Raw genomic sequence first — 23,321 nt, 5'->3', positions numbered from 1 at the left:
TTCTCAGATGTCGAATTTGAAACGCGCATACCGCAGCGCTTGCTCCAGCGGCTGGGCCTCGGGCGTATCGAGCCTCGAGGTTTCCCCTTTCTCGGGCGAGTTGCCCTTGAGCACCTGGTCTTCTTCGGCCTTGTTCGTTACCTTGAACCGCAGGCGCCCTTCGATGGCCGATTGCAGCGAGTCCTTGAAGACCACCTGCTCGTCGTACTTGACGCCCAGCGACTGCTCGGCTGGAGGCAACGTGATGGTGCCCCTGGGCAATGCATCGAGTTCCGTGGGCACGCCGCGAGGTCCGACAAAACTCTTCGTCGCGCCCTTCACGTCCAGCAACCCCGGCATCTTCAACGTGATGTTCGCCCCATCCAGCTCGATGCTCGTCTGCCCACCCTTGAGCGTGATCTTCTGCTTGGCCAGCACGTGAATCTCGTCGTTGCTGCTGGTGACCGTGAAGCCTTCCTTCGCCAGCCATTCGAGTTCGTCGGTATGCGCCTGCACGCTCACCGGCCCCTCCTGCGCGATGACCTGGATGCCGCCTTCGTGGCTGTAGAGCCCCACCGACTTGCCCGCCGCAAAACTCACCGTCTTGCCCGCAGCCATGTGCGCCTGCTCCTGCGCAGTCCAATGGATCGCCTCGCCCGCGAACACCGTCGCGCTCGCAGGCGTGGCCATGTTCAGACTCATGTTCGCGTCCAGCACCATGAGCGGCCGAGCGAAGGCCGGCACCGGGTCCTGGCCTTGACGTGAGTCCGCGCCCTCGCCGCCCTTGGGCTCCTTCGCGTCCTGACCGTTGACGCTGCCGGGGTAGTGCCCGTTCTTCTGCGGATCGATGTCGTCGATGAGCGGCTGCAGCAGCGCCGTCGCATTCAGTGCCAGCGCCTTCGCACCACCGGCCGCGTCCGACAGCTTCTGCGCCTCACGCAGCGCGCCGGCGAGCTGGCCGCGCACGCTCGCGGTGTCCTGCACGCTGCCTGCGGCCCGCTCCTGTGCCAGCGTCGAGATCAACAGCCCCTCGCCCGCACGCGTGACGACCCACGCGTCGGAGCGCAGCTCGGCACCGCTGCCGCGCCACGCACCGCGATTGCTCTCGTCGGGCGACTGCGCATTGAGATGCCCAAGGTTCAGCTGGCTCGCCGCGTGCGAACTGGCGAGCCGCGTGCGCACCTGGCCAGGCGCGTCGTCCGCGATCCATTGGTTGTAGCCGCTGCCGTCGAGCGCACGGCTGTGCCAGCCCGAGAGCACACCCGCGTGATTGGCCGACGAATCGGTGCCCGCCGACCACGGCGGCAGATCCTGCCCGTTGTAGAGCTGCTGGCTCACCACCGGCCGGTCGATGTCGCCTTCGATGAACGACACCAGCACCTCCGAGCCCACGCGCGGCAGATGGTGCGCGCCCCAGTTCGGCCCGGCCACCGGCGCGGCCACGCGCAGCCACACCGACTGGCGGTTGCTCGCATGCCGCCCGGCAGCAACCAGGCTGCCCTGCCCGCTCTGCCCCGACTGCTGTTGTGTCGCGCGCTGCGCCTGCCAGTGAAAACGCACCTGCACACGGTGATCGCGTTGCGTGTGAACGGCCGTCGGCGCCTCGTCGTCATCGGCACCGACCACGAGCGCGACCATCGCCTCGGGCGCCGTGGGCTTGGGTCGCCAGATCGGTGCGATCTGCGCTTCGGCCGGTTGCGCCTCGAAGCTGTTGCGGTAGCTGCCCTTCTCGAACTCGCCGGCTTCGAGCACCTGCGCAGCCTGCGCGCCGAGGTTGTTGGCGGCTTCGTGGCGCACGCGCAGCGTGACGAATTTCTGGCCTTCGTAGCGGTCGTGCTGCGTGAGCGTGAAGCGCTCGCCGGCGCCCAGCTGCCGCACGCTGCCGCCGGCGTTGTAGCGCTTGATGCGCGACTCGAACGCCACCAGCTGGTTCTCGGCACGCCGCGCGGCGGCGGCGTTGTTGGCGTAGCGCTGCGAGCCCGCGCCGTCGTAGTGCTCCAGCACGGGCACCTCGCCCATCGCCAGCGCGCTCTGCGTCGAGCCGGTGGGCGCCTGCAGCACGCTGGCATCCCACGCGTTCACCGTGACGGCGTTGCTGACGAGCTGGCGCTTGCTGCTCCATGCGGTGATGGCGTCCTGCTGCTCGGTGGCGTCGACGCGGTGGAAGCGGATCTCTGGCAGCGCGCAATCGGGCGTTTTTGCCTCGCGATCGAAGATCACCAGGCGGTGGTGCGAGGGCGTCGTGTTGTTGCTGTTGTTGGCACCGCCGCTCTCGCCATCTTTCGTCTGCTCGTGCTCGAAGCGAAAGCTCAAGCCTTCCTCCGTGAGCAGGCGCATCACGAAGGCGAGGTCCGATTCGCGGTACTGCACGCAGGTCGGCCGCACGGGCAGCTCTTGCGTGACTTCGAAGGTGAAGCTGGCGGTGGTGTGGTCGGCGAACACTTCGCTCACGATGTCCTGCACGCTCTTGGCGGCGTACACGAAGCTGTCGCGGCGAAGGCCGAGTGCGGCAAGCCAAGGCTGCAGGTGCAGCCGATAGCGCGCGAGGCCGCCGTCGCCGCCCAGCGCGTCGACGGCCGTGAGGTAGCCGTGCCAGGTGCGGAAGTTGCCGTTGGCGAGCAGGAGGCGCAGGCTCAGCTCCTCGCCGATCAGCGCGAAGGGATCGAACTCGCTCGACGTGGCGAGGGTGTCGATGGTGAAGGCAAAGAGTTCGTTGATGCCTTCGGTGGCGGTGAAGCGCTCGACGACGACGGCGTTCTGCGGCGCCGCTTCAGGCAACTGCAGCTTGATGAGGCGCGCTTGCTCGGAGAGGCGCGCGACGTTGAGGCCTTCGGACGTCCATGGCGTGGCGCCATAGGTCGGCATGGAGATATTTGAAGTGTCTGGCATGGATGGGCTCTCTCGTGGTGTCACTGCCGGCACGTCCGGTCTTCGTTCGATTTCTTGCCGTACATGATCTTTCTGTCTGTCGCTTCAAAGATCGATTTCAAGAAGCAGATCTGCCGCTTCGCAGCTTCGACTCTTCGTCCACACCGGCAGGCCATCTCGCTTCCGGGGCGAGGCGCATCACAACGAAGTTTCCCAAGCCGAACAGCAGCCACAGCGGGAACACCAGCGACATCAGCACCATCATCAAGGTGCCGAAAAAGCCGCTCATCCGCTCACGTGCGCGCCGTCCCATCTCCGTGGGGGCGAACCAGGGCATGGCGAACAGCAGGCAATCGATGAAGCCCGGCGTCTGATTGCGCAGGTTCTGTGGGGGCAGCCCCTCAGGCCCGTCGTTCATGTACCGGCGCAGCAATTCCCACTGCTCTTCGTACTGCCGGGTCGTCTGGGCGCCATGCTGCAGCCGGAACCGGTCCACTTCTTCGAACGAACCCGGCTTGCAAGCCACAAGCTCGAGCGCGTAGCGTTGCGTCACCACTTCGCCGCTGGCGCCGATCTGCTTGGTGATCTCGGCCTGGAGCGTGGACCAGTCGAAGACTTTCACGCCGCCGCCCCACCGGCCAAAAGGGTTGTGGTTCCAGGTGTAGCTGTTGGCGTAGACCTTGCCTTGGCGGCGATTGAAGCGAACAGGCCGGTCCTTGGGCAGGCGCAAGTCGAGGCGCAGGAAAAAGATGCCGTGGCTGAAGGCGACAAGCCACATCACGATCGCCACACCCACGATCCAGGGCTCCATGCCATCCCATATCGCCATGCTGAGCATGAGGTAGCTGAGGCCCAGTCCTGCAGCCACGCAGGCAAGGCCGCCCCAAAGGATGAGCCCCCTGGGAATATTCGAGGCCATCGAGAACTCCAGATATACCTCGTCCAGATGATTCAGCTCATCCCAGCCATCCGCCTTGCCCGAGGGCGGCGCATCCCGCAATGCCAGATCCTGCGCCCATTGAGGATGGGCGGGTGTGATGCGGGGCGCGTGAGACACCCCTGTCTCGGTAGTCATTACCAGTCACTCTTGTTGAGTTCCAGGCTCGCCCGGCCATGCGGATCGGACAAGTCCGGCACGTAGTCCGCTGTCAATTCGACGTCCCCAAAGTACTTCACCGCCACCTCTACGCTGACCTCGGCGACCAGAACGTCCTTGTTCTTGCCCTCGAGCTTGTAGGTCGGCCCTACGAGGTTGCGAAAATACTTTGTACCGTCGCTCTGGACGGGCGTGGCACGACCGGCAAGGATGCCTGCGTTCGGTTCGACCGGCAACGTATTGTGCTTGCCGCTTGCGAGCGTCACGCTCTTGGCCTTGCTACCCTTGACCGCGCACAGGCGCCACTCGAAGGCGGAGTCTGCTGCGTCATAGTTTGGAAACGTGATCTTGGCCTTGACCGTGTCCCATACAAAATCGGTAAAGCCCCAGCCGTCGTCGTTGAAGCCCGTTTCGCCAGCAAGACCAAGGATGATGGCGTTGAGCTGGCTCAGTTCGTCGTCGATTTCCGCGTCCGTCCAGGGGCGGTCAGCCGAGTTCTTCGCGTTCGCATAGCGCGCCCCCTTGCCCCAGTAGCAACGGTCGAGCCAGATGGCGGCCTGGCTGTCCTCGGCTTTCATCGCAAAGTACAACAGAAGCACACCGGCCGCGATCAAGATCAGCGCCCATCCGATCGGACCGAGAAGGGCCGCACCGGTGAGCGCACCATAGATCCCGACGGCACCGCCGGCGACCATCGCGACACCTGAAAGCGCGTAGAGCACGCTGGCGTCCCTGTCGCCGCGGCGAGCCGTCCTGATGGAGGCCATCCCGGCTTGCACCCCTTCCACGATCGAAGCCGCAGCGCCGAGTGCCCCTCCAATGCGCCCAATCGCCGTTCCCCACGTTTTTTCGCTCATCAGCTTTACGCCCACGCCAACGAGTTCCATCACCGCCCCGATGGCGGCGGTTCCGGCCGCCACCACCAGAATGCGTGCCTCGTTGTTGCCCAGGAATTTCTTATCCGCCTTCTTGAGGTTGTCCCAGAACGACCACCCCTGGATCACCGCCGAGGCCGCGGCCAGGATGCCCGAACCGGTGCCGGCCGTTCTCAGGCTGCCGCGCGTCAGGATCTTCAGCAGACTGGCCGTGCGGGCGTTCGCGGCGCCCGCGCGCTGCAATACTGCATCCACAAACTTCTGAGCGCCGGGACTGATGGTCAACGGGTGTACTCGCATGGCCGTTGCCATGGCGGCGCTTTCGGCCGCGGTGGCAGCTTGAGCAGTCTGGTGTGCCGAGCGGGCCGCGTCTTGCGCGGAGGGTAACGCGTCGATTTCTTTCGTGACGTCCTCCAGTTTGTCGTAGGCCCAGGTCACGACATCGACGAAGGCGTCGCCCACCTTCTTGTCGCTGATGTGCAGCACGCCGGCAATGGCCATCGAGCGCACGGTGTTCTTGCCGGCTTGGGCCATACGGCGCATGCCCTTGGCCGCAGCGTCGATGGCCGCATCGGAACTGCGAAAGGCCAGGTCGTTAAGGTACGCGAGGTACTCACGCATCTTGATACGCGTGGTGATGATGAAGATTTCGCGCCGCTCGTATAGAAGCACCGCCCCCTGGATCGCGCGCAGCACAGTTGCCTTCGCGATTTCGGAGGCGCCATTGGCCGCCAAGCGCGAGAGCACGCTGCCAACGGTATACAGACTGTTCGCCACGGCGCCGGTGGCCTTGGGAATCCAGCCGCCGCGAATTCTGTCCATCGCAGCAGCGCCGGCGGCGCGAACGGGATTGGGGACTTTGTCTGCCGCTTCGCGCGTGAGGCTGAAGGGTTCGTTGCGGAAGTTCTGCAGCGTATTGCTGGTCAACTCCTTGGTGCCGATGATGTTCTTCACCGCCTTGAACAGCTTGCTGCCCTTGTGCAGACTGTCCTCCATCGGGTTCGGCCCTTCGGGCAGAAGGTACTCGAGCAGTTCTTCCTGGTCGCCAAAGATCGCAACGTAGATCGGGTTGGTCTCGTCGGTGGGCTTCTTCGCGATGAAGTCTTTCCAGACTTCGTAGACACGGGTGTCCTGCGGTGACGGCTGGCCCTGGACCTGGGACGGACTGGCGCTGGGACCGCCGCTGAGCGCGGCGGCGAAAGCCTCGATCAGCACATCTTGCTGCGCAGGCGATTCATTGTCGAAGTCGTGGCGACGCCGCACCCATTCGGACTGCGCGAGCCAGTATGCATAGTCTGCATCGCCGCGCACGATCCAGTCCTGAAAGAGCTTGAGCGTGGCGTTCAGCCTGGTATCGAAAGCGGCGCGCTCGGTTTCGCGATAGTGCTCTTGCAACGAAGACCACAGGCTCGTCACCTTGTCGTTGACACGCTCCTTGCGCGTGGTGGTCACGCTGGTCGTTTCGGAATACGCCAGACCGTCCGAGTAGGTGTGCGTCTCGGTCTGCACATCGGGCAGGCCTTTGCTGGTTTCCTCCTGCTGCACGCTCGCGGCGACTTGGTCGCCGATCACTTGTTTCAGACCCAGAATCGATTGAGAAATCAACATCGGCCTGACAACACGAACGTCGCTCAGGTAGCGCTGACGAGAGTCCATGGCCTGCAGTCGCGTCGCGTTCAGTTCTTGCACCATGCCCAGGGGATCGTTGAGCACAATCGCGCTGGCCATGAATTTCTGGCCATTGAAGTCGCTCGGCTTGACGGTGAATTTAGCCACTGCCGGAGCTCCGCCGGTGCGCATGCTCACGCCGTGCGCGCTTACCCAATCCAGATGGTTGGGCTTCTTTGGGTTGAAGGGGTCGCTGGCGTCGTACTGGGTGCGTGAACGTGCCTCGGCATCGTCTTCTGCGTACTCCAGGACGAGCCTGTTCAGACGCTGCGTCGTGCTGACCTCGTCGGGATGGAATTGGAACGCATCGGCCAGGGTATCGGCTTGTTTGCCAAGCGGGTCCGTACTGAACTCCTGCATGCGCTGGGTCCGCGTGCCTGCCGCACCAGCACCTTCGTACTTCTGGCGCACACGGCGCGTCCACGGCACCTCGCTGAAGGCGATCCAGAACTTGGTGGGCAATGCCCGTGTTGCACCGAGCGGAACCAGCGGAATCGTAATGAAGCTCGCCGGGACGTTGTGGCCTTCGCGGCGGCAGGCGGGCGTCAGTTCGCGATCGGTCTTGAAGTCAGGATCGTCGGGGTCCGCCATCTTGCGAAGCATCCCGCTCGCGGTCACGGCATATGTATGCCAAAGACCGGACCCGAAATAGACCATGACGAAGCCCTTGCGCAGCGTGCGTAAGACATAGTGATGGCCTTTGAGCCCCTCGGGCGGCTTGCCCTTCAAGCCCACTCCGAGCTTGGACCACGTTGTCGGATCGGTCACTCTGCCGGGCAGGAAAGACGGTGTGACTGCATAGCGCAGCGGCAAGACCGACAAGCCAACTCGACCGCAAAAGGCGCACTTTCCATCGGCGCCAAGCGCACATGCCTGGGCGGCCTGGCCGTTGGCACGAATCGTCGCCGCGCCTGTTGTTGCCGCTCTCGTCTTGGTGGTTTCGGTTCCCATGAGCTTGCACTCCCGTTCGTTGTATCTGATGTGATGGCTATTCGTGCGCGCTTGCAGCCATCTCGTCGAGCACGGCGTCCGGCAACGCTGCAAAGAGCTGCGCGAGCCCCGGCTGGTCATCGGGCGCAGTGGCAACTTGACGGATCAAATCCGCGGCTTGCGGGTGCTCGGCCCATCGGGGACCGAGCGTGAAAACGTTGAGCGCGTAGAAGACGATGTCTTCGGTGCGATGCAGGCCGCTGCCCGATGCCTGACGCATCGCGGCATCGATGCGCAGTTCGGGCTGGGAAGGCATGGCGATGTCCGCGCGTGTCATCGCCATCACGACAAAGCGCGCCGTGGCGATGCGCGCCTGCGATGCGAACTGCTCGCTGCCGAGTGGCGCGGTGTGTTCGGAATCATCTTGCTGCGGCGCCGATATCACCTTGAGTTCGCCGGCCGTGTCGATCAGCGCCCAATGCCTGATGGGCCCCAGCCAACGCCGCAAGAATCCCACTGCAGCCGGATCGTCCGCCAACAAGGCCAGACGATAGGGCTCGAAAAAGGGCAGGTAGCGCTGCCGGGCCTGGCTCTTGTCGAGCACCACACCCGACTTGGCCAGATGGCGAGCCGCTGCGGTCGGCAATACCTCGCTGCACAACCAACCAGCCACATAAGCACCGTTCACGCTGCGGCACCGCGCGACGGCGCGCTCCAGCGTGAGGTCGATCAACGCTTCATCTGCATAACCGTGTTCGCCAGCGACATACAACTGCAGAAGCTGCGGCAGAAGTTCGGGTTCATGGGCCAGATCAGGCCGGTTCACGGCTTCGATGTACCGCTCGATCGGCCGCTGGCTCAGATTCGATGGATGCAACTCATCGTATGAAGCGACAGGGCAGTTGAGGTCAAGCAACGCATAGATGTGGGCCTTGGGGTGCACCTCGCGCCACTGAAAAAACTGCGCTCGAAGCCGCGCGCGTAATTCGTCGATGCCGCGCCCGATTGGTTGGTCGGAGGTCATCACTTCTTCCATTCGCACTCCGCCAGTTTGTCGGTCGGCAAGCTGTTGCTCGCCCTATCGCCTTGCGGCCCAACGAAGTTGTGCATGCCTCTGAACGTCACCTTCCCCGGCGCATGGATCTTGATGCTCGAGCCTTCCAGCTTGATGTACGCCCCGGCGCTGGTCAGCAGCACGTGCTTGGGGGCTTCCACGGTCACGTCCTTCGCGGTGCTGGCAATCGTCACCTTCTTGTCCGCCGCGATCTTCGTGGCGCCCTTCTGGCTCTGCACGCTCACCTTGCCGCTGGCCGCATGCAGCGCGATGCCGCGCTCCTGGTTGGGCTCGCCGCCCTCACCCGCCTTGGCGCCCAGCGTGTAAAGGCTCACCCCCTTGGCCACGCTCACCGCGATCTGCCCCTGCGCGGGCAGGTCGATGTCCTGATTGGCGACGATGGCCGTGTTCTTGCCACTGACGGCAATCGCCTCCTTCGGCGTGACGAAGCCAATGCCCATGGGCGCGCTGAACTGCAGGTGCGGCTCGCTGTACGCGGTGACGCTGCCCTGCCCGCCTTCGGTGGCCTTGATTTCACCGGCGCCGTTTGCACTGCCTGATTGTGCCGGGCTGCCTTCCTGCGTCGCCCCCAGCACTTCGGCCACGTGCTTCAGCGCCTCGATGGCCGGCAGCTTGTCTGGCGCCTCTTCACCCTTGATCTGCGCCTTCTGCGTCTGCGCGCTCTTCGCGAGTGAAGTGGCCAGCTCCTCGGCCTGCTTGGTCTGCTGCTGTGCCTCGCGGCTCGCCATGAACGCTCCCTTGGCGTTCTGCTGCGCATGCGCGCTGACGAGCAGCCCCGAGCCAGCCCGGATGGCGCCCTGTGCGGTGGTCGCCAATTCAGCCCCATGCCCGCGCGCCTTGCCGCGCGCGTTGTCGTCCTGCTGCTTGTGGTGTCCCAGGTGCAGCCGGCTCTGTGCCTGCGTGGTCTCCAGGCCTGTGCTGCCCTGCCCCGGGGTGTCGTCGAAGACGAGCTGGTTGTAGCCGCCATCGCCGCTCTGGCTCGCGCTCAACTCCTGGGTCTTGATGCCGGAGAAGACAGCGTTGTGCGCGTGCTCCTTGGCGCCCTTGCCTTCGCCGGCGAACCAGGCGGGGGCATTGCCGGTGGATTGCGCCGCACCTGCAGACTTCTCGTTGTGCTGGGCGTCGGTCTGGCCCGCGCCGTTGTAGAGCGCTGCAACGACGACCGGGCGGTCGATGTCGCCATGATGGAATTCGACCAGCACTTCCTGCCCCACGCGCGGCAGGGTGACCTGACCCCAGTTGTCGCCCGCTGCGCCGGCGGCCACGCGCACCCAGGCACCCAGGCGGTCAGAGGCAGGGGCGTTGTCCTGCCCGTCGGAGCGGGGCTGTCTCGCGCTCGAGCCGCTGCCGCGCTGCCAGTGGAACTGCACCTTGACGCGGTGGTCGCGGTCGGTGTGCACAGGTGCGTCTCCCCCCACGCCGATGACGATGGCGCTCTGGCTACCGTTCACGCTGGGCTTGGGGTGGATGCGCTGGCCGTGGCCGTCCATGCTCAGCGGGCGGTAGGGGATGGCGGCGCGCACGGTGGTGAAGTCGTTGCGGTAATGGGTGACGGTGTCGGGCCGACCATCGGCATTGCCACTGTCGTCGGACACATCGAACACGGTGGCGATGTCCGGCAGACCCAGGCGTTCGCCGACGCCGGCCTTGAGGTCTTCGTCGAAGTTGTTGCGCGCGAGGTGGCGCACGGCGAGCACTGCGAAGCGGCGATCCTCTTCGCTGTCCTTGTCGTGCTGCTCGTGGCCGGTCAGGGTGAAGGTGGTGGCAGGTGCCAGGGTGCGCACAGCACTCTGCCCTTCGAAGCGCTTGTTGCGCAGCTCCAGCGCTTGCAGCGCGTTGGACAACAGCCGTTCGCCCTGGGCCGAGGTCTCCCAGCTATAGGCGCCGGGGTCGTCGCTCCATTGCAGGGTGCGGTGGCCTGCGCCACGGCTTTGCTGCTGCACCGGCCTGGCACTCACGCTCTTGTAGTCCCAGCTCTGCTGCGCAAGGCTGTTGGTCTGCAGCTGGCGGCTGCCTCGCCATTGCTGGATGGTGTCTTCGCTCTCGCTCGCGTCGGCGCGGTGGAAGCGGATGGTGGCTTGGGTGTTGGCGTGGAAAGCGCCGTTGTGGTCGGCGATGACGAGGGTGTGGCTGCCCAGTGCCCCGTCCTTGCCCGTCGCATGCTCGAACCAGTAGCACAGACCTTCTTCGGCGAGCAGCCGCGAAACAAAATCGAAATCGCTCTCGTGATACTGGGTGGTGATGCCGCGCACGGGATAGATGTCGCGCTGCGCGATCTCCCAGCGCCATTGCACGGCGAGCTTGCCCTGGCTTTGATAACGCGCGAACACGGCATCGACGATGTCGAACACGTTCTGGTGCTGGAAGAGACAGCTGTCCTGGCGGTGGCGCAGGAACGCGAGCCAGGGTTCGATGACGAGCCGGTAGCGCGCCATGCCGCCATTGCTCGAGACGCACTCGGCCTCGGTCACATGGCCATGGAAGGGGCGCAGTTCGGTACGGCTCTGTGCGGTCTGCAGGTCCAGGCGCACGCCCTGGCCCATCAGCGTCTTGAGTTCGATGTGCGCGTCGTCGCTCAGCGCGGTGAGTTCGAAGCGGAAACCGCCCTCGTCAAGAGACTCCACACCGTCCAGCCGTTCGGCCAGCAGCTTGTTGTCCCCCAACGGCGTGTGCAGCACCAGCAGGCGATCGCGCTGCGTCGTGCCCGCGCGCAGCAACCCGCCGAGCGAAGCCGATGAGAAGGTCGTCATTTTTCTGCTCTCCCTTTGACCCGAACCGCCGCCGCGCCTAGGTGATCCTGTAGCGGAACTCGCCGCTCTTGGCGCAGCTGGCCTTGATCTTCGCGAGCGGCGTCTCGTCGGCCATGCGGGTGAGCACGGCCTCGGCGATCTCGGGCAGCAGCGTTCCGTTCAGGATGTGATCGACGTTGCGCGCGCCCGAATCGACCTCGGTGCAGCGCGCGAGCACGGCCTCCACCAGCGCGTCGTCCCACTCGAACACCGCCTTGTGGTTGCTCGCGATGCGGTCGCGGATGCGGCCCAGCTTGAGCGCAATGATCTGCTCGAGCACCGCATCGGTGATCGGATAGAACGGCGCCACTTTCATGCGGCCGAGAAAGGCCGGCTTGAAGGCCTTCATGAGCACGGGGCGCAGCGCATCGGCCAGCGCGTCGGGCGCGGGGCGCTCGTCGTCAGCCTTGTTGAGGCAGGCCTGCATGATCTGCGACGAACCGATGTTCGAGGTGAGGATGATCAGCGTGTTGCGAAAGTCGATCTCGCGGCCCTCGGCGTCGTCCATCATGCCCTTGTCGAACACCTGGAAGAACATCTCCAGCACGTCGGGATGCGCCTTCTCGACCTCGTCGAGCAGCACCACGCTGTAGGGCTGGCGGCGCACGGCTTCGGTCAGCACGCCGCCTTCGCCATAGCCCACGTAGCCGGGCGGCGAGCCCTTCAGGCCCGAGACGCTGTGCGCCTCCTGGTACTCGCTCATGTTGATGGTGATGAGCTTCTTCTCGCCGCCGTAGAGGATGTCGGCGAGCGCGAGCGCAGTCTCGGTCTTGCCCACGCCCGAAGGGCCGACGAACATGAACACGCCGCGCGGCTTGTTGGGGTCTTCCAGGCGCGCGCTCGCGGTGCGCACGCGCTGGGCGACGGCGGCGAGCGCGTGGTCCTGGCCGATCACGCGCTCGGCCAAGAGCGTATCGAGGGCACGCACGGTCTTGATCTCGTCCTTGACCATGCGGCCCAGCGGCACGCCGGTCCAGGCCGAGACGATCTCGGCGACGACGTGGCCGTCGACCTGCAGCGGCACCATCGGCGTGGTGCCCTGCAATGCGCGCAGTTCGGCGAGCAGGGCATCGAGCTGGTCGCGTTCGGGGTCGGCGGCGGCAGCGGTTTTCTTGCGGCCGGCAGCGCGGGCCGGTGCGGCCTTTTCCGTGGATGCGGGCACGGGTTCGGACTCGAGCTGCGCGGTCGGTGCATCGCGTTGCGCACGCAGCGCGCGGATGCGCTCGACCAGCGCGTTCTCTTCGGTGAGGCGTTGCTGGCTCGCGGCCAGTTCGGCCTGCAGCGCGGCCTTCTGCTCCGCCAGTTCGGCCTGGCGCGCTTCATGGCGTCCGCCGGCCGCGGTGTCGCGCACCAGCGCGGCACTCTCGGCCTCGATGCGTTCGAGGCCGCGGTGGGCTTCCTCGATCAGCGCCGGTGTCGCGCTCTGGCCGAGCGCGACCTTCGCGCACGCGGTGTCGAGCACGCTCACCGCCTTGTCGGGCAACTGGCGTCCGCTGATGTAGCGGTGCGACAGGCGCACGGCCTCGGTGATGGCTTCGTCGAGCACGCGGATATTGAAGTGCTTCTCCATCAGCGGCACCATGCCGCGCAGCATGGCGGCGGCCAATGTCTCGCTGGGCTCCTCGACCTTCACAACTTGGAAGCGCCGCGCGAGCGCCGCGTCCTTCTCGAAGTATTTCTTGTACTCGCCCCAGGTGGTGGCGGCGATGGTGCGCAGCTCGCCGCGCGCCAGCGCCGGCTTGAGCAGGTTGGCCGCATCGCTCTGTCCGGCCTGGCCGCCCGCGCCGATCATGGTGTGGGCCTCGTCGATGAAGAGCACGATCGGATGCGGGCTCTTCTTGACTTCGGCGATGACGTTCTTCAGGCGGTTCTCGAACTCGCCCTTCACGCTCGCGCCGGCCTGCAGGAGGCCCATGTCGAGCGTGTGCAGCGCCACCGCGCGCAGCGACTCGGGCACGTCCTGCGCCGCGATGCGCAGTGCGAGCCCCTCGACCACCGCCGTCTTGCCGACGCCGGCCTCGCCAGTGAGGATGGGGTTGTTCTGGCGCCGGCGCATCAGGATGTCGATGACCTGGCGGATCTCGGTGTCGCGGCCGATCACCGGGTCGAGCGCACCGTCTTTCGCGCGCTGCGTGAGGTTGGTGGTGAACTGGTCGAGCGCGGGCGTCTTGCCGGGCACGCCCGCGGCCAGCGCATCGGCCGGCGCTTGCTGCGCGTCGCCTTCCGTGGCCGCAGCGCCCGAGGCGCCGGCTTCGGCCGCTTCGCTCGAACCGTCGGTGAGCTTGTCGAAGTCGTGCTTCAGGTCTTCGAGGCGGATCTTCGCGAAGAGCGGCGAGCCGCGCTGCGCGAGTTGGGCGAGGTCGGGCTCGGTCAAGAGCGCGAGCAGCAGGTGGCCCGAGCGGATCTGCGCCACATGCGCGTCGAGCGAGGCCAGCAGCCACGCCTGCTGGAACAGCTGCTGCAGGTGCTGCGAGAACACCGGCGTGCGCGTGTTGCCGTTCTTGAAGGTCTGAATCTCGCGCTCCAGGTCCGACTGGATCGCGGTCGCGCTGATGCGGTTGGCGCGCAGCACGCGCGCGAGGTCGTTGTCGGTCTGCTCAAGCAGGGCCAGGAACAGGTGCTCCAGGTCCACCTCGTAGTGGCCGTTGGCTAGGCACAGGTTGGCGGCGCGCTGCGTGGCCATGCGTGCGCTGCCATTGAGCTTGGTGATCAGTGTTTTCAGCGATGTGCTCATGAACGGTGGTTGTCTTCTGTCGGTCTTCTTCGTTGAAAGGTCGCTGCCAGTTGCTGCTGCACTACTGCAGGGGCTGGAGTTCGTACTGGGTGTCGCTGCGGTCGCTCTCGGCCTCACCGGTCGTGATGAAGCTGTCCCATCCGAGGTGGCTGCCGCCGAGGTCGCTCAGCTGCACGGCGGCGACTTCCTCGCGCGCGAGGATCAGCCGCACTTCGTATTCGCAGGTCACGCCGGCGAGCAGTGCCAGCATTTTTTCGAGCGCCTTCGCATGCGCGCGGCCCGGAAAGAATTCGCGCAGCGCGCTGCGCTTGAGCGGGCCGATCCACAGGCGGATGCGCAGGTCGCGCTGCCAGATGCGTTCGCCCGCCATCGCGTTCTGCCCGAGGCTCACGTTGCCTTCGCCCAGGCGCGAGCGCTGCTGCACGGGCATGTCGTACCACTTGCCCAGGAACTGCTCGATGCGGATGTTGCTGCGGAAGTAATCGGACAGCACGCGCTGAAGGTAGGCAGCCGACATCGGCCGGTGGCGCACCGCGGCAGCGTAGCCGGCGACGGTTTCGTCGAACACCGTGCCCGTGCCGTCGGTGAGCGGATCGCGCTGGGCCGTGTGCTCCAGCCCCGCCATCGACAGCAGCACCGGCAGGTAGGCGCGGCTGCGCTCGTGCTCGTAGTGCAGCGGCAGGCGGTACTTGCGCCAGGCCGCATAGAAGAGCGCGGTCGCGCGGTTGGTGAACACGTCGAGGAACGCGCGCGCCGAGCTGTCGCGCAGGTGTTGCTCCCTGCGCATCAGCATCTCGGTGTAGACGATGGGCAAGGCGCCCGACACGCCGAGCATGCCGAAGGAGGCGGGCGTGAGCTCGATGCGGCCCAGGCCGTGGCCGTCTTCGGCCACCGTGGGCTCGCACAGTTCGGCGCTCGACACCAGCTGGCCCGCCGCATCGCGCACCGCCAGCGCCTCGATCTCGCTGGGCGGGAACGTAAGACTCATCGAGCTGCGAAAGCGCAGCCAGCGCGGCACCATGCGCTCGCCGGGCACCAGGCGATGGTGCACGTCGCGCTCCTGGCGGCGCAGCAGCACGAGCTCGAGCAGCCGCACCGCCTGGAAGAACTCGAAGCGGTACGGTTCGCGCAGCAGCCGGTCGGCTACAGCAGGATCGATTCGCCGCTGCGGGGTTTGCATCGCACCAGCTCCTCCTTGTCGCGCGCCGAAACGATCACCAGCTGGGTGAAGCTGTTCAGGTGCACATAGAGACCGAAGAAATGATCCATCACGCGCGCAAAGGCCTGCAGGCTGCTGCCGACGAAGCCGGCCTCGTCGACCGTGAGCTTGAGTTCGATGCCGCGCACGAAGGTGGCGAAGGGCTTGCCCGGCAGCCACTGCGTGGTGGCCTGCTGGTCGATGCCGGTGATGGCCTCGATCTGCCGCGCCGACACGGCCGAGCGGCCGAGGTCGTACAGGCGCAGCATCTCTTTGAGCGCCGGCAACCCGCTGGTGGCCAGCGACAGATGGTTGAGCGACAGGTGCGACACCAGCCGCCACTGCACGCCCTTGCCGCGCGGCATGCGCAGCGTCTGTGTCGGGCGGCGCAGCATGCGGATCGAGCGCGCGACCGAGTTGCCCTCGATGAAGAGGTCGCCGCCCGGCAGGCCGAAGGCCAGCGAATGCGGCAGGTCGCGGTTGGTGCAGGTGAGGTCGATGCTCAGCGTTTCCGTTTGCGGCAGCGAAGGCTGGAAGTCGATGTCGACGATCGAGAGCTCGGTCTCGTAGCCGGGGCTCTTCTGGGCCACGAGCTCGTTGCGCCGCGCGAACCAGTAGTGCTCGGCCTCCTTCGGATGCTCGCCGTGGTGCAGCGAATAGAAGGGCCGGAACTCGATGTAGGCGTCGCCCTCGGCGGTCTGCTTCACGAGCTTGACCGAGTCGATGCTGTAGACCTCGAAGCCGAAGGCCCGGCGCGCATCGGCCACCACCGGGTAGGCGGCCGCGGCGTGCGTGACGCGGATCGGATCGCTGCGCTGCTTGAAGAGATTGATGACGGGCGTGCAGCCCAGCCGCAGGTTGCGGCTGGAGACGCCTTCGAGCAGCCGCGCCGCGGGCGAATCGGCGCGCACGCCGGTCATCACGAGGTGCAGCGTGATCGAGCGGCACGAGCCGATGTGGTGCAGCGCGTTCGCCAGGTCGATGTCGACGAAGTTGAACTTCTCGGGGAACGCGAAGTACTCGCTCAACAGGCGGTAGGCGGGATGCGAGCGCGCCGGCAGTTCGATGAGCGCATCGACCTCATCGAAGCCGACCGGATGCAGCGCCTCACCCTGCACCTGCGTCCATTTGCCGCTGCGCTCGGGTTCCGCGAAGACGGCGGCCGTCTTCAGAAAAATCGCATCGGCCAGCGCCGTAGCGAGCGAGGGCTCGGCATCGATGAAGGTTCGAAGGCGCGCCATGGTGAGCGCGAGCGTGCCGAGCGACTTCTGCTCGCCGGTGGCTTCGAGCGTGATCGACAGGCAGCCCGTGGCGTTGCGCGGCAGCGAGGCATGCGCGGGCGCATTGACCACCGAATGGAACACCACGTTGGACACCTGCACGGCCGCCAGCGTCACGTCGTAGACGCTGCGGAAACGGCACGCGCCGCCGCGCACCGGCTGCGAGGTGAGCTCGGTGCCGCGCGAAATGGTGACGGGCTTGCTCAGCTTCGCGAGCGCCGCGCCGCCTGCATCGAACTGCGCGATGGAGCAGGAAGGAAAGGGCCGCAGGTAGTGCGGGTAGAGCACCTCGAGCAGCGCTTCGGTGAGCTCGGGGTAGTCGTCGTCGAGCTTCTTGCTGATGCGCGCGGTGAGCAACGCGAACGACTGGATCATCCGCTCGACGTGCGGGTCTTCGCTGCTGTCGGCGGAGATGGCTAGGCGCGCCGCGATCTTGGGGTAGCCCTTGGCGAACTCCTGCGAGTAGCTGCGCAAGAAGGCCAGCTCTCGTTCGTAGAAGGGCAGCAACTCGTCCATGGCGTCCTAGGCGGCGGTGCGGCTCTTGCCGGTGCCGCGTGTGATCGAGTACTGCAGCGTCGTGGGCTGCAGCATCGCGTCGAAGTTCACCGGCTCGGCGAGCTCGGGCAGCACGAGCAGGGCGGTGATTCCGAAATAAAGCATGTTGGTGCTGGTCTGGCCATCGACCTCGAGCGACACGGCAACATCGCGCAGGCGCGACTCGTGGCGCGCAATGGCCTGCTCCAGCGAGCGGCAGATGAATGAGCGGTCGTAGTGGCTCGCGAGGCTCAGGCCCGAGAAATCGCTGAGGCCGTAGGTCATGACGGAACGACGGCACTCGGGAAACGACTCGAGCTTCGCGTCGTTGAAGACCATGCGCGTGTTGAGCAGGGATTCGAGATCGCGCGCGACCATGTTCTTGACCTCCTCGAGCGACAGGTGCCTGAGCACCGGCGAAGCCGGCCCGCGCCAGTCGTCATCGAAGAGTTTGTCGAGCAAGCCCGGTTCGAATCCATTCATGGGTCTCTCGCCTCGTGCTTTGGATATCGGGCATGGGCGCCGCGCGTGGACGCGGCGCCAAAAAGAAACCGCGGCCTCGCGCCGCGGTCGACATTGCCCGAAGGGCGTCAGACCGAGTAGGTCTTGTCGTTCTTGGTAAGGCTCCAGGCGCCTTGCGAATTGCCGCCCTGGTTGCCGCCGATCTTCTGCTGCGTGTACTTCCACTGCACGGCGGCGTACTTCAGCGAGAAGGTCTCGCTCGGCACGCTGGCCACGTCGGTGCTCATGACCTTGGGGTTCACGCTGGCGATCAGCACGTACTTGAGCTTGATCTCCATGTACTGCACGCGCTTGCCTTCGCCGTCAGCGCGGTAGAACTGCACCGTCACCTCGTCGAAGGTGGTGCCGCCCGACGCGTGCTGGTACAGCAGCGGGCTCACCACGTCCATGTCCTTGGTGAAGATCATTTCGCCGTGCTCGCAGCGCTCGGCGGTGTGGCCGCCGGCGGTCGATGCAGTGGCCGAACGCGGCTGCACGATGCTGTGCTGCCACGAGCTGACCTCGACCCAGTCCTTGTGGTCCTTGTCCTGCGACTCGCCGTTGATGGCCGGGCTGCCGAACTTGACGTAGATATCTTTCATGTTTCTTCCCCTTCTCGATTGATTGATTGATTGACTGACAGTTAACGTGTTGATGCACGGCCCGTGGGCCGCGCGTCCGATCCGCCTCTTCTTACTTGTTCACTGACTTCGGCAGATCGGCGACCAAGCGCAGTGAAATCGACAGCTCATCCAGTTGAAAGTGCGGCCGCAGGAAGGCGACCGCGCGGTACACGCCAGGCCGGCCGGGCACTTCGCCCACTTGGATGGACGCTTCCCGCAGCGGGAATTGCGCCTTCTGTTCCTGCGTCGCGTTGTCGTCGAGCAGCACGTACTGCGCGATCCAGCGGTTGAGGAACTGTTCGACGTTGTGTGCCGAGGCAAAGCTGCCGATCTTGTCGCGCATCATGGCCTTCAGGTAATGCGCGATACGGGACACGGAGAAGATGTACTGCAGCTGCGCCGAGAGCACCGCGTTGGCGTTGGCGCTGTCGGTGTTGTACTTCTTGGGCTTCTGCAGCGACTGCGCACCGAAGAAGGCCGCGTAGTCGGAGTTCTTGCAGTGCACGAGCGGAATGAAGCCCAGGTCGCTCAGTTCCTTCTCGCGCCGGTCGGTGATGGCGATCTCGGTCGGGCACTTCAGGGCGATCTCGCCCTCGTCGGTCTTGAAGGTGTGCGTGGGCAGGTCTTCGACCAGGCCACCGCCTTCCACGCCGCGGATCGCGGCGCACCAGCCGAAGTCGTCGAACGCGGCCGTCAGGCGTGTAGCGAAGGCCCAGGCGGCGTTGCACCAGAGGTACTTGGAGTGGTCGGTGCCGTCGACGTCTTCCACGTAGTTGAAGCTGTCGACCACCGTGCCTTCGCGCGGGTGGTACGGCAGGCGGCCGAGGAAGCGCGGCAGCGTGAGGCCCACGTAGCGCGAGTCTTCCGAATCGCGGAACGACTTCCACTTGGCGTATTCGACGGTGTCGAACACCTTGGCCATGTCGCGCGGCTTGCCCAGGTCGTCGAAGCTCTCCAGGCCCAGCAGCTCGGGCGACGCGGCGCCGATGAAGGGCGCGTGAGCCGCAGCGGCCACGTGCGCCATCTGGTCGAGGAAGTACATGTCTTCGGGCTGGCGCGTGACGGCGAAGTCGCCGACCAGCGCGCCGAACGGCGCACCGCCGAAAGTGCCGAATTCTTCTTCGTAGACCTTCTTGAACATCGCGCTCTGGTCGAACTCGACGGCGGCCTTGAAGTCACGGATCAGGTCGCGCTTGGTGGCGTTGATGACCTTGATCTTGAGCATCGTGCCGGTGGGCGTTTCCTTCACGAGGTATTCGAGGCCGCGCCAGGTGCTCTCGAGCTTCTGGAACTCGGGCGCGTGCATCACGGCGCTCAGCTGCGCGGAGATGAGCGCATCGAGGTCGGCCACGCGGGCGTCGATCATGGCCGAGACGTTGTCGGAAACGATCACCGAGCCCTCGAGCACCTGGCTGACCAGTTCGCCGATCAGGTCCTTGGCGCGGGTGTGTTCGGCGTCGGACTTGGCGACCTTGCTTTTCTCGACGATCTGGTCGAGCAGGTCGACCGAAGCCTCGGGCGAGGCGGCACCGCTGGATGCCGATAGTGCTTGCGCAGTCATGTTCAGCTTCCGTCCTTCTTGCCGGCGTCCTGCCCCAGACGCTGGAGTTGCTCGGTGTTGTTCAGCACGTCGGCCAGCAGGTCTTCGAGCTTGCTGTTGCCGGCCATCTTGTTGCGCAGGTCCGCCAGCTTGGTGCGCGCTTCGAGCAGGCGCTTGAGCGGCTCGATCTGGTCGACCACGGCCTCGGGCGAGAAGGCGTCCATCGAATTGAAGGTGAGGTCGACGGCGAAGGTGCCGCCGCGCTGGTCGAGCTTGTTCTCCACCTGGTAGGCCGCGCGCGGGGCCAGCCCCTTCATGACGTCGTCCAGGTTGTCGCGGTCGACATTGACGAACTTGCGGTCCTTCAGCTTGGGCTGCTCCACCTCGGACTGGCCAGCCAGGTCGGCGACCACGCCAACGACGAACGGCAATTCCTTTTTCTCGATGGCGTCACCGAGTTCCACGTCGTACGTGAGTTGCACGCGCGGCGGGCGCACTTTCTGAAGGCGCTTTTGCACACTCTGTCTTTTGGTCGCCATGACTTCAATACCTTCCCAATAGGACTGCGAGACGAATTACTACTTTGTGCGTCTTATTGCGAGCACGCACGCATTTCAATTAATACTTTGGTTCGGAAAACCAATTCAATGTGCCAAAAAGAATTACTTGAGCGCGTCGAACGGATTGGCGCTTCCACCCGCGCGCGGCGCAGCGGCGGGCGCGGGCGCCGGGCGCACCGCCAGTGCTGGCGTCGGGCGTGCCGTGGCGACCGGGGTGGGCTGCGAAGCAGTCGGCGTTGACGTCGAAGCCGAGGGCGTCGGCGCGGGGGCCGGATTGGTGGCCACGGGGCGGCGCACAGGCGGCTTGGTGTCGGAGCCGGTCGGCACCAGCACGGAGAGGCCAAGGGTTTCACGCAGCAGCGCGGCGAGCCGGTAGGCGTCGGCATTGACGTCGCCGCTCAGGGTGCTGTCCTTGCCCAGGTCCTCGATGGAGCGGGCTGCCAGGCGCAAGCCGCCCACGGCGGTGATGCTCTTGGCCTGGCGGCTGGAGGGATCGCGGCGCAGCGTTTCCTCGGCGGACGAGATGGCCAGGCTGTAGCGGCCTTCGTTGAAGTAGATCTGCGCGATGCGCGACCACGGCTCGCCGCGGGTCGGGTTGTCGGTGGCGATCTTCTGGTACTGGCGGATGGCAGCGGACTTGTCGCCGGTGGCAGCGGCTGCAGCGGCGTCGGCTTCCGCCAGGCTCTTGTTGAAGGCATCGGCGGACTGCGCCACCGCGGCGTCTGGTGTGGTGGTGCAACCCGACAGGAAGCTGGTGGCCGCAATGGCACCAGCAATCATCGTGCAAGTCATGTACTTTCGAATCAACACAATCCCTCCGCTTGGATCTGACTTTTTTTGCCGGGCCGCAACCATTCATTACGTTGCGGCCAATGGACAATACACGATACTACATATTGGTTTCCGTTTGAATAACTAAAGTCACGTAACCCAAACTGATTAATTGTGAAACCGTACGGCTAATTATTTAAGCCTAATGACAACCAATTGAATGCAGTTACATCGGCAGTCCTAATGAAAATACCAGTCGCAATTAGCGCGCTGTTGGTGACGCTGATGCTCGGCGGATGCAGCTCTCCAGCCCTCACGATCGCCAACATCGCCCTGGAGGCCAGCGGCCTGAAGAAGCCCGAGTTGCCCGAGTCGCAGAAGCCGCCGCGCAAGGTGTCGATGTCGATCGCCGCGGGCAAGAACCTCAACGCCGACAGCCGCAACCGCCCGCTCGCCGTGGTGGTGCGCATCTACAAGCTGAAGGAAACCACTGGGTTCTACCAGTCGTCGTTCGACGCCTTCGTCACCCCCGGAAGAGACAAGACGCAGCTGGGTGACGATCTCGTCGAGAGTCGCGAGATCACGCTGATTCCCGACCAGCAATACACCTGGACCGAGACCGTGCCGCGCACCGCCAACGCGGTGGGCGTGGTGGTGCTGTTCCACTCGCCCGACGCACAGCGCTGGCGCTTCGCCTTCAACGCCGCGGACGCGGAAAAGTCCGGCATCGTGATGGGCGCGCACGCCTGTGCGCTGACCGTGACGCAGGGCGCGGTGGTCGGCCAGCAGAATGCGCAAGGAGGCGCTGCGACCGGCAGCGCGCTCAACCTCCTCGGCCCGGTGACCTGCCGGCCTTCGCCGGCGTGATGCGCCCGATGCGCTTGTCCGCCAGCAATCGACGATGCGATACTGCCTGCCGAAAAACTAAGGGGAGCTGATCCGCCGTGAGCTATGCCGCCAAGGTCCTCTGGGGAGAGGGCTTGTTTCTACGCCCCCAGCATTTCCAGCGCCAGGACGCGTACCACGAGGCACGCCTGCGTGCCACGGCGCAGACGCTGCATCCGTACTTCTGGGGCGTGCGCTCCATCAGTTTCGACCTGGACGCGCTCGCGAGCGGCATGCTCCGCGCCTCGCAGTTGTCGCTGGTGTTCCCCGACGGCGAGCCCTACTCGGCGCCGCAGGCCGATGCGCTGCCGCCGCCCATCTCGCTCGATACGCTCAACCCGGGCCAGAACGAGATCACCTTCTATCTGGTGCTGCACCCGGTGAAGGAGCTGGGCAAGAACTACACCGACCCCAACGAAGAAGGCTTTGCCGCGCGCTACACCAGCGACGCGACGCAGTCGCTCGATCTCTTTACGAACGCGGTGAGCGCCGAGGTGGTGTTCCTGCGCAAGAGCGTGAAACTGCTCGCCGACACCGAGCCGCGCGAGCAGTTCGTCTCGATTCCGGTGATCCGCATCCGCCGCACCGCCGCGGGCGGCTTCGAGATCGACCGCAGCTTCGTGCCGCCGTGCACCTCCATCGATGCCTCGGCCACGATCTTCCAGCAGCTGCGACGCCTCTTGGACGTGCTGCAGGCCAAGGTCAACTCGCTCTATGGCATCCACCGCGAGCCGAGCAAGAACATCATCGAGTTCCGCTCGGGCGACATTGCCTCGTTCTGGCTGCTGCACACGGCCAACTCGGCCTTTGCCTCGCTCTCGCATCTGTTCCATCACCCGTCGCTGCACCCGGAGCGGCTGTTCCAGGAACTGCTGAGCCTGGCCGGCGCGCTGATGACCTTCGCGAAGACCTATTCGCTGAACGACCTGCCGGTGTACGACCACGAAAAGCCGGGCCCCGCCTTCGCCGAGCTTGACCGCATCGTGCGCGACCTGCTCGACACGGTGATCTCGACGCGCTACTTCGCGATCGCGCTCACCGAGACGCGCAACGCCTTCTACCTCGGGCGCCTGGATTCCGGAAAGATCGACGAGAAGACCGTGTTCTACATGTCGGTCACCGCGAGCATGCCGGCCGCCGAGCTGGCCGAGGCGGTGCCGCAGCGCTTCAAGATCGGCGCACCGGAAGACGTCGACAAGCTGGTGCTCTCGGCCATGCCGGGCGTGCGCATCGTCTACGCGCCGCAGGTGCCGCCGGCCATTCCGATCCGCGCGGGTGCCTGCTATTTCTCCATCGACAGCAAGAGCCAGCTGTACGACCGCATGCTGCAGGCGCAGAGCGTCACCATCTACGCGCCGGCCGGCATTCCCGACATGCAGCTCGAACTGATTGCCGTGACCGGCTGATCCCCTGAT

General features: G+C 65.3%; 15 protein-coding genes. 2 read left to right on the top strand and 13 right to left on the bottom strand.

Features of this window, described 5'->3' with window-relative positions:
• Positions 1–3: 3 nt before the first annotated feature.
• The 13 genes from NU688_RS28695 to NU688_RS28635 all read right to left on the bottom strand — a co-directional run bounded on the left by NU688_RS28695 (position 4) and on the right by NU688_RS28635 (position 21,030).
• Positions 4–2,868, bottom strand: a complete 2,865-nt coding sequence (locus tag NU688_RS28695; RefSeq protein ID WP_257864229.1) for a type VI secretion system Vgr family protein — start codon at positions 2,866–2,868, stop codon at positions 4–6.
• A gap of 97 nt (positions 2,869–2,965) precedes the next feature.
• The gene (locus NU688_RS28690; RefSeq protein ID WP_257864228.1) at positions 2,966–3,922 is read right to left on the bottom strand and encodes a DUF6708 domain-containing protein; all 957 of its coding nucleotides are present in this window, start codon (positions 3,920–3,922) and stop codon (positions 2,966–2,968) included.
• Positions 3,922–7,437 carry a T6SS effector BTH_I2691 family protein gene (locus NU688_RS28685; RefSeq protein ID WP_257864227.1) on the bottom strand — a complete coding sequence of 1,172 codons (3,516 nt, stop codon included), beginning with the start codon at positions 7,435–7,437 and terminating at the stop codon, positions 3,922–3,924. The genes NU688_RS28690 and NU688_RS28685 overlap by 1 nt, the downstream gene beginning before the upstream one ends.
• Positions 7,438–7,474: 37 nt before the next feature.
• Complete coding sequence (locus tag NU688_RS28680) at positions 7,475–8,452, bottom strand: hypothetical protein (protein WP_257864226.1); 978 nt, start codon at positions 8,450–8,452, stop codon at positions 7,475–7,477.
• Positions 8,440–11,241 (bottom strand): type VI secretion system Vgr family protein, encoded by a 2,802-nt coding sequence (locus NU688_RS28675; RefSeq protein WP_257864225.1) that lies wholly within the window; start codon positions 11,239–11,241, stop codon positions 8,440–8,442. The genes NU688_RS28680 and NU688_RS28675 overlap by 13 nt, the downstream gene beginning before the upstream one ends.
• 37 nt (positions 11,242–11,278) lie before the next feature.
• The gene (gene tssH / locus NU688_RS28670; protein ID WP_257864224.1) at positions 11,279–14,014 is read right to left on the bottom strand and encodes a type VI secretion system ATPase TssH; all 2,736 of its coding nucleotides are present in this window, start codon (positions 14,012–14,014) and stop codon (positions 11,279–11,281) included.
• A 61-nt stretch (positions 14,015–14,075) separates the two neighbouring features.
• Complete coding sequence (tssG, locus tag NU688_RS28665; protein WP_257864223.1) at positions 14,076–15,194, bottom strand: type VI secretion system baseplate subunit TssG; 1,119 nt, start codon at positions 15,192–15,194, stop codon at positions 14,076–14,078.
• Complete coding sequence (gene tssF, locus NU688_RS28660) at positions 15,158–17,008, bottom strand: type VI secretion system baseplate subunit TssF (protein WP_257864222.1); 1,851 nt, start codon at positions 17,006–17,008, stop codon at positions 15,158–15,160. Before tssF ends, tssG begins: the two co-directional genes overlap by 37 nt.
• Before the next feature lie 6 nt (positions 17,009–17,014).
• Positions 17,015–17,509 carry a type VI secretion system baseplate subunit TssE gene (tssE, locus tag NU688_RS28655; RefSeq protein ID WP_176661951.1) on the bottom strand — a complete coding sequence of 165 codons (495 nt, stop codon included), beginning with the start codon at positions 17,507–17,509 and terminating at the stop codon, positions 17,015–17,017.
• Positions 17,510–17,616: 107 nt separating this feature from the next.
• Entirely contained in the window at positions 17,617–18,129 is a 513-nt protein-coding gene (locus NU688_RS28650) for a type VI secretion system tube protein Hcp (RefSeq protein WP_042578745.1), read from the bottom strand.
• A 91-nt stretch (positions 18,130–18,220) separates the two neighbouring features.
• Positions 18,221–19,711 carry a type VI secretion system contractile sheath large subunit gene (gene tssC / locus NU688_RS28645; RefSeq protein ID WP_257864221.1) on the bottom strand — a complete coding sequence of 497 codons (1,491 nt, stop codon included), beginning with the start codon at positions 19,709–19,711 and terminating at the stop codon, positions 18,221–18,223.
• Between the two features lie 2 nt (positions 19,712–19,713).
• Positions 19,714–20,229, bottom strand: coding sequence for a type VI secretion system contractile sheath small subunit (gene tssB, locus NU688_RS28640; protein WP_257864220.1), 516 nt, complete (start codon positions 20,227–20,229; stop codon positions 19,714–19,716).
• 123 nt (positions 20,230–20,352) lie between these two features.
• Complete coding sequence (locus NU688_RS28635; protein ID WP_257864219.1) at positions 20,353–21,030, bottom strand: lipopolysaccharide assembly protein LapB; 678 nt, start codon at positions 21,028–21,030, stop codon at positions 20,353–20,355.
• Between the two features lie 234 nt (positions 21,031–21,264).
• Here NU688_RS28635 and tssJ point away from each other — a divergent pair, with 234 nt between their 5' ends.
• Both tssJ and tssK read left to right on the top strand, forming a co-directional pair.
• Positions 21,265–21,888, top strand: a complete 624-nt coding sequence (tssJ, locus tag NU688_RS28630) for a type VI secretion system lipoprotein TssJ (RefSeq protein WP_257864218.1) — start codon at positions 21,265–21,267, stop codon at positions 21,886–21,888.
• 77 nt (positions 21,889–21,965) lie between these two features.
• A complete protein-coding gene (tssK, locus tag NU688_RS28625) occupies positions 21,966–23,312 on the top strand; it encodes a type VI secretion system baseplate subunit TssK (protein ID WP_013543893.1) in 1,347 nt (448 codons plus the stop codon).
• Positions 23,313–23,321: the final 9 nt, after the last annotated feature.

Origin of the sequence: Variovorax sp. ZS18.2.2 (assembly GCF_024701975.1) — a bacterium.
GTDB lineage: Bacteria > Pseudomonadota > Gammaproteobacteria > Burkholderiales > Burkholderiaceae_C > Variovorax.
Note: the sequence above shows the minus strand (reverse complement) of the source record. Positions and strands in the feature narration are given on the sequence as shown.

What these genes read in the sequence shown, in the direction of transcription:
- NU688_RS28695 (WP_257864229.1), bottom strand. Translation starts at nt 2,868, where the DNA reads ATGCCAGACACTTCAAATATCTCCATGCCGACCTATGGCGCCACGCCA.
- NU688_RS28690 (WP_257864228.1), bottom strand. Translation starts at nt 3,922, where the DNA reads ATGACTACCGAGACAGGGGTGTCTCACGCGCCCCGCATCACACCCGCC.
- NU688_RS28685 (WP_257864227.1), bottom strand. Translation starts at nt 7,437, where the DNA reads ATGGGAACCGAAACCACCAAGACGAGAGCGGCAACAACAGGCGCGGCG.
- NU688_RS28680 (WP_257864226.1), bottom strand. Translation starts at nt 8,452, where the DNA reads ATGGAAGAAGTGATGACCTCCGACCAACCAATCGGGCGCGGCATCGAC.
- NU688_RS28675 (WP_257864225.1), bottom strand. Translation starts at nt 11,241, where the DNA reads ATGACGACCTTCTCATCGGCTTCGCTCGGCGGGTTGCTGCGCGCGGGC.
- tssH (WP_257864224.1), bottom strand. Translation starts at nt 14,014, where the DNA reads ATGAGCACATCGCTGAAAACACTGATCACCAAGCTCAATGGCAGCGCA.
- tssG (WP_257864223.1), bottom strand. Translation starts at nt 15,194, where the DNA reads ATGCAAACCCCGCAGCGGCGAATCGATCCTGCTGTAGCCGACCGGCTG.
- tssF (WP_257864222.1), bottom strand. Translation starts at nt 17,008, where the DNA reads ATGGACGAGTTGCTGCCCTTCTACGAACGAGAGCTGGCCTTCTTGCGC.
- tssE (WP_176661951.1), bottom strand. Translation starts at nt 17,509, where the DNA reads ATGAATGGATTCGAACCGGGCTTGCTCGACAAACTCTTCGATGACGAC.
- NU688_RS28650 (WP_042578745.1), bottom strand. Translation starts at nt 18,129, where the DNA reads ATGAAAGATATCTACGTCAAGTTCGGCAGCCCGGCCATCAACGGCGAG.
- tssC (WP_257864221.1), bottom strand. Translation starts at nt 19,711, where the DNA reads ATGACTGCGCAAGCACTATCGGCATCCAGCGGTGCCGCCTCGCCCGAG.
- tssB (WP_257864220.1), bottom strand. Translation starts at nt 20,229, where the DNA reads ATGGCGACCAAAAGACAGAGTGTGCAAAAGCGCCTTCAGAAAGTGCGC.
- NU688_RS28635 (WP_257864219.1), bottom strand. Translation starts at nt 21,030, where the DNA reads ATGATTGCTGGTGCCATTGCGGCCACCAGCTTCCTGTCGGGTTGCACC.
- tssJ (WP_257864218.1), top strand. Translation starts at nt 21,265, where the DNA reads ATGAAAATACCAGTCGCAATTAGCGCGCTGTTGGTGACGCTGATGCTC.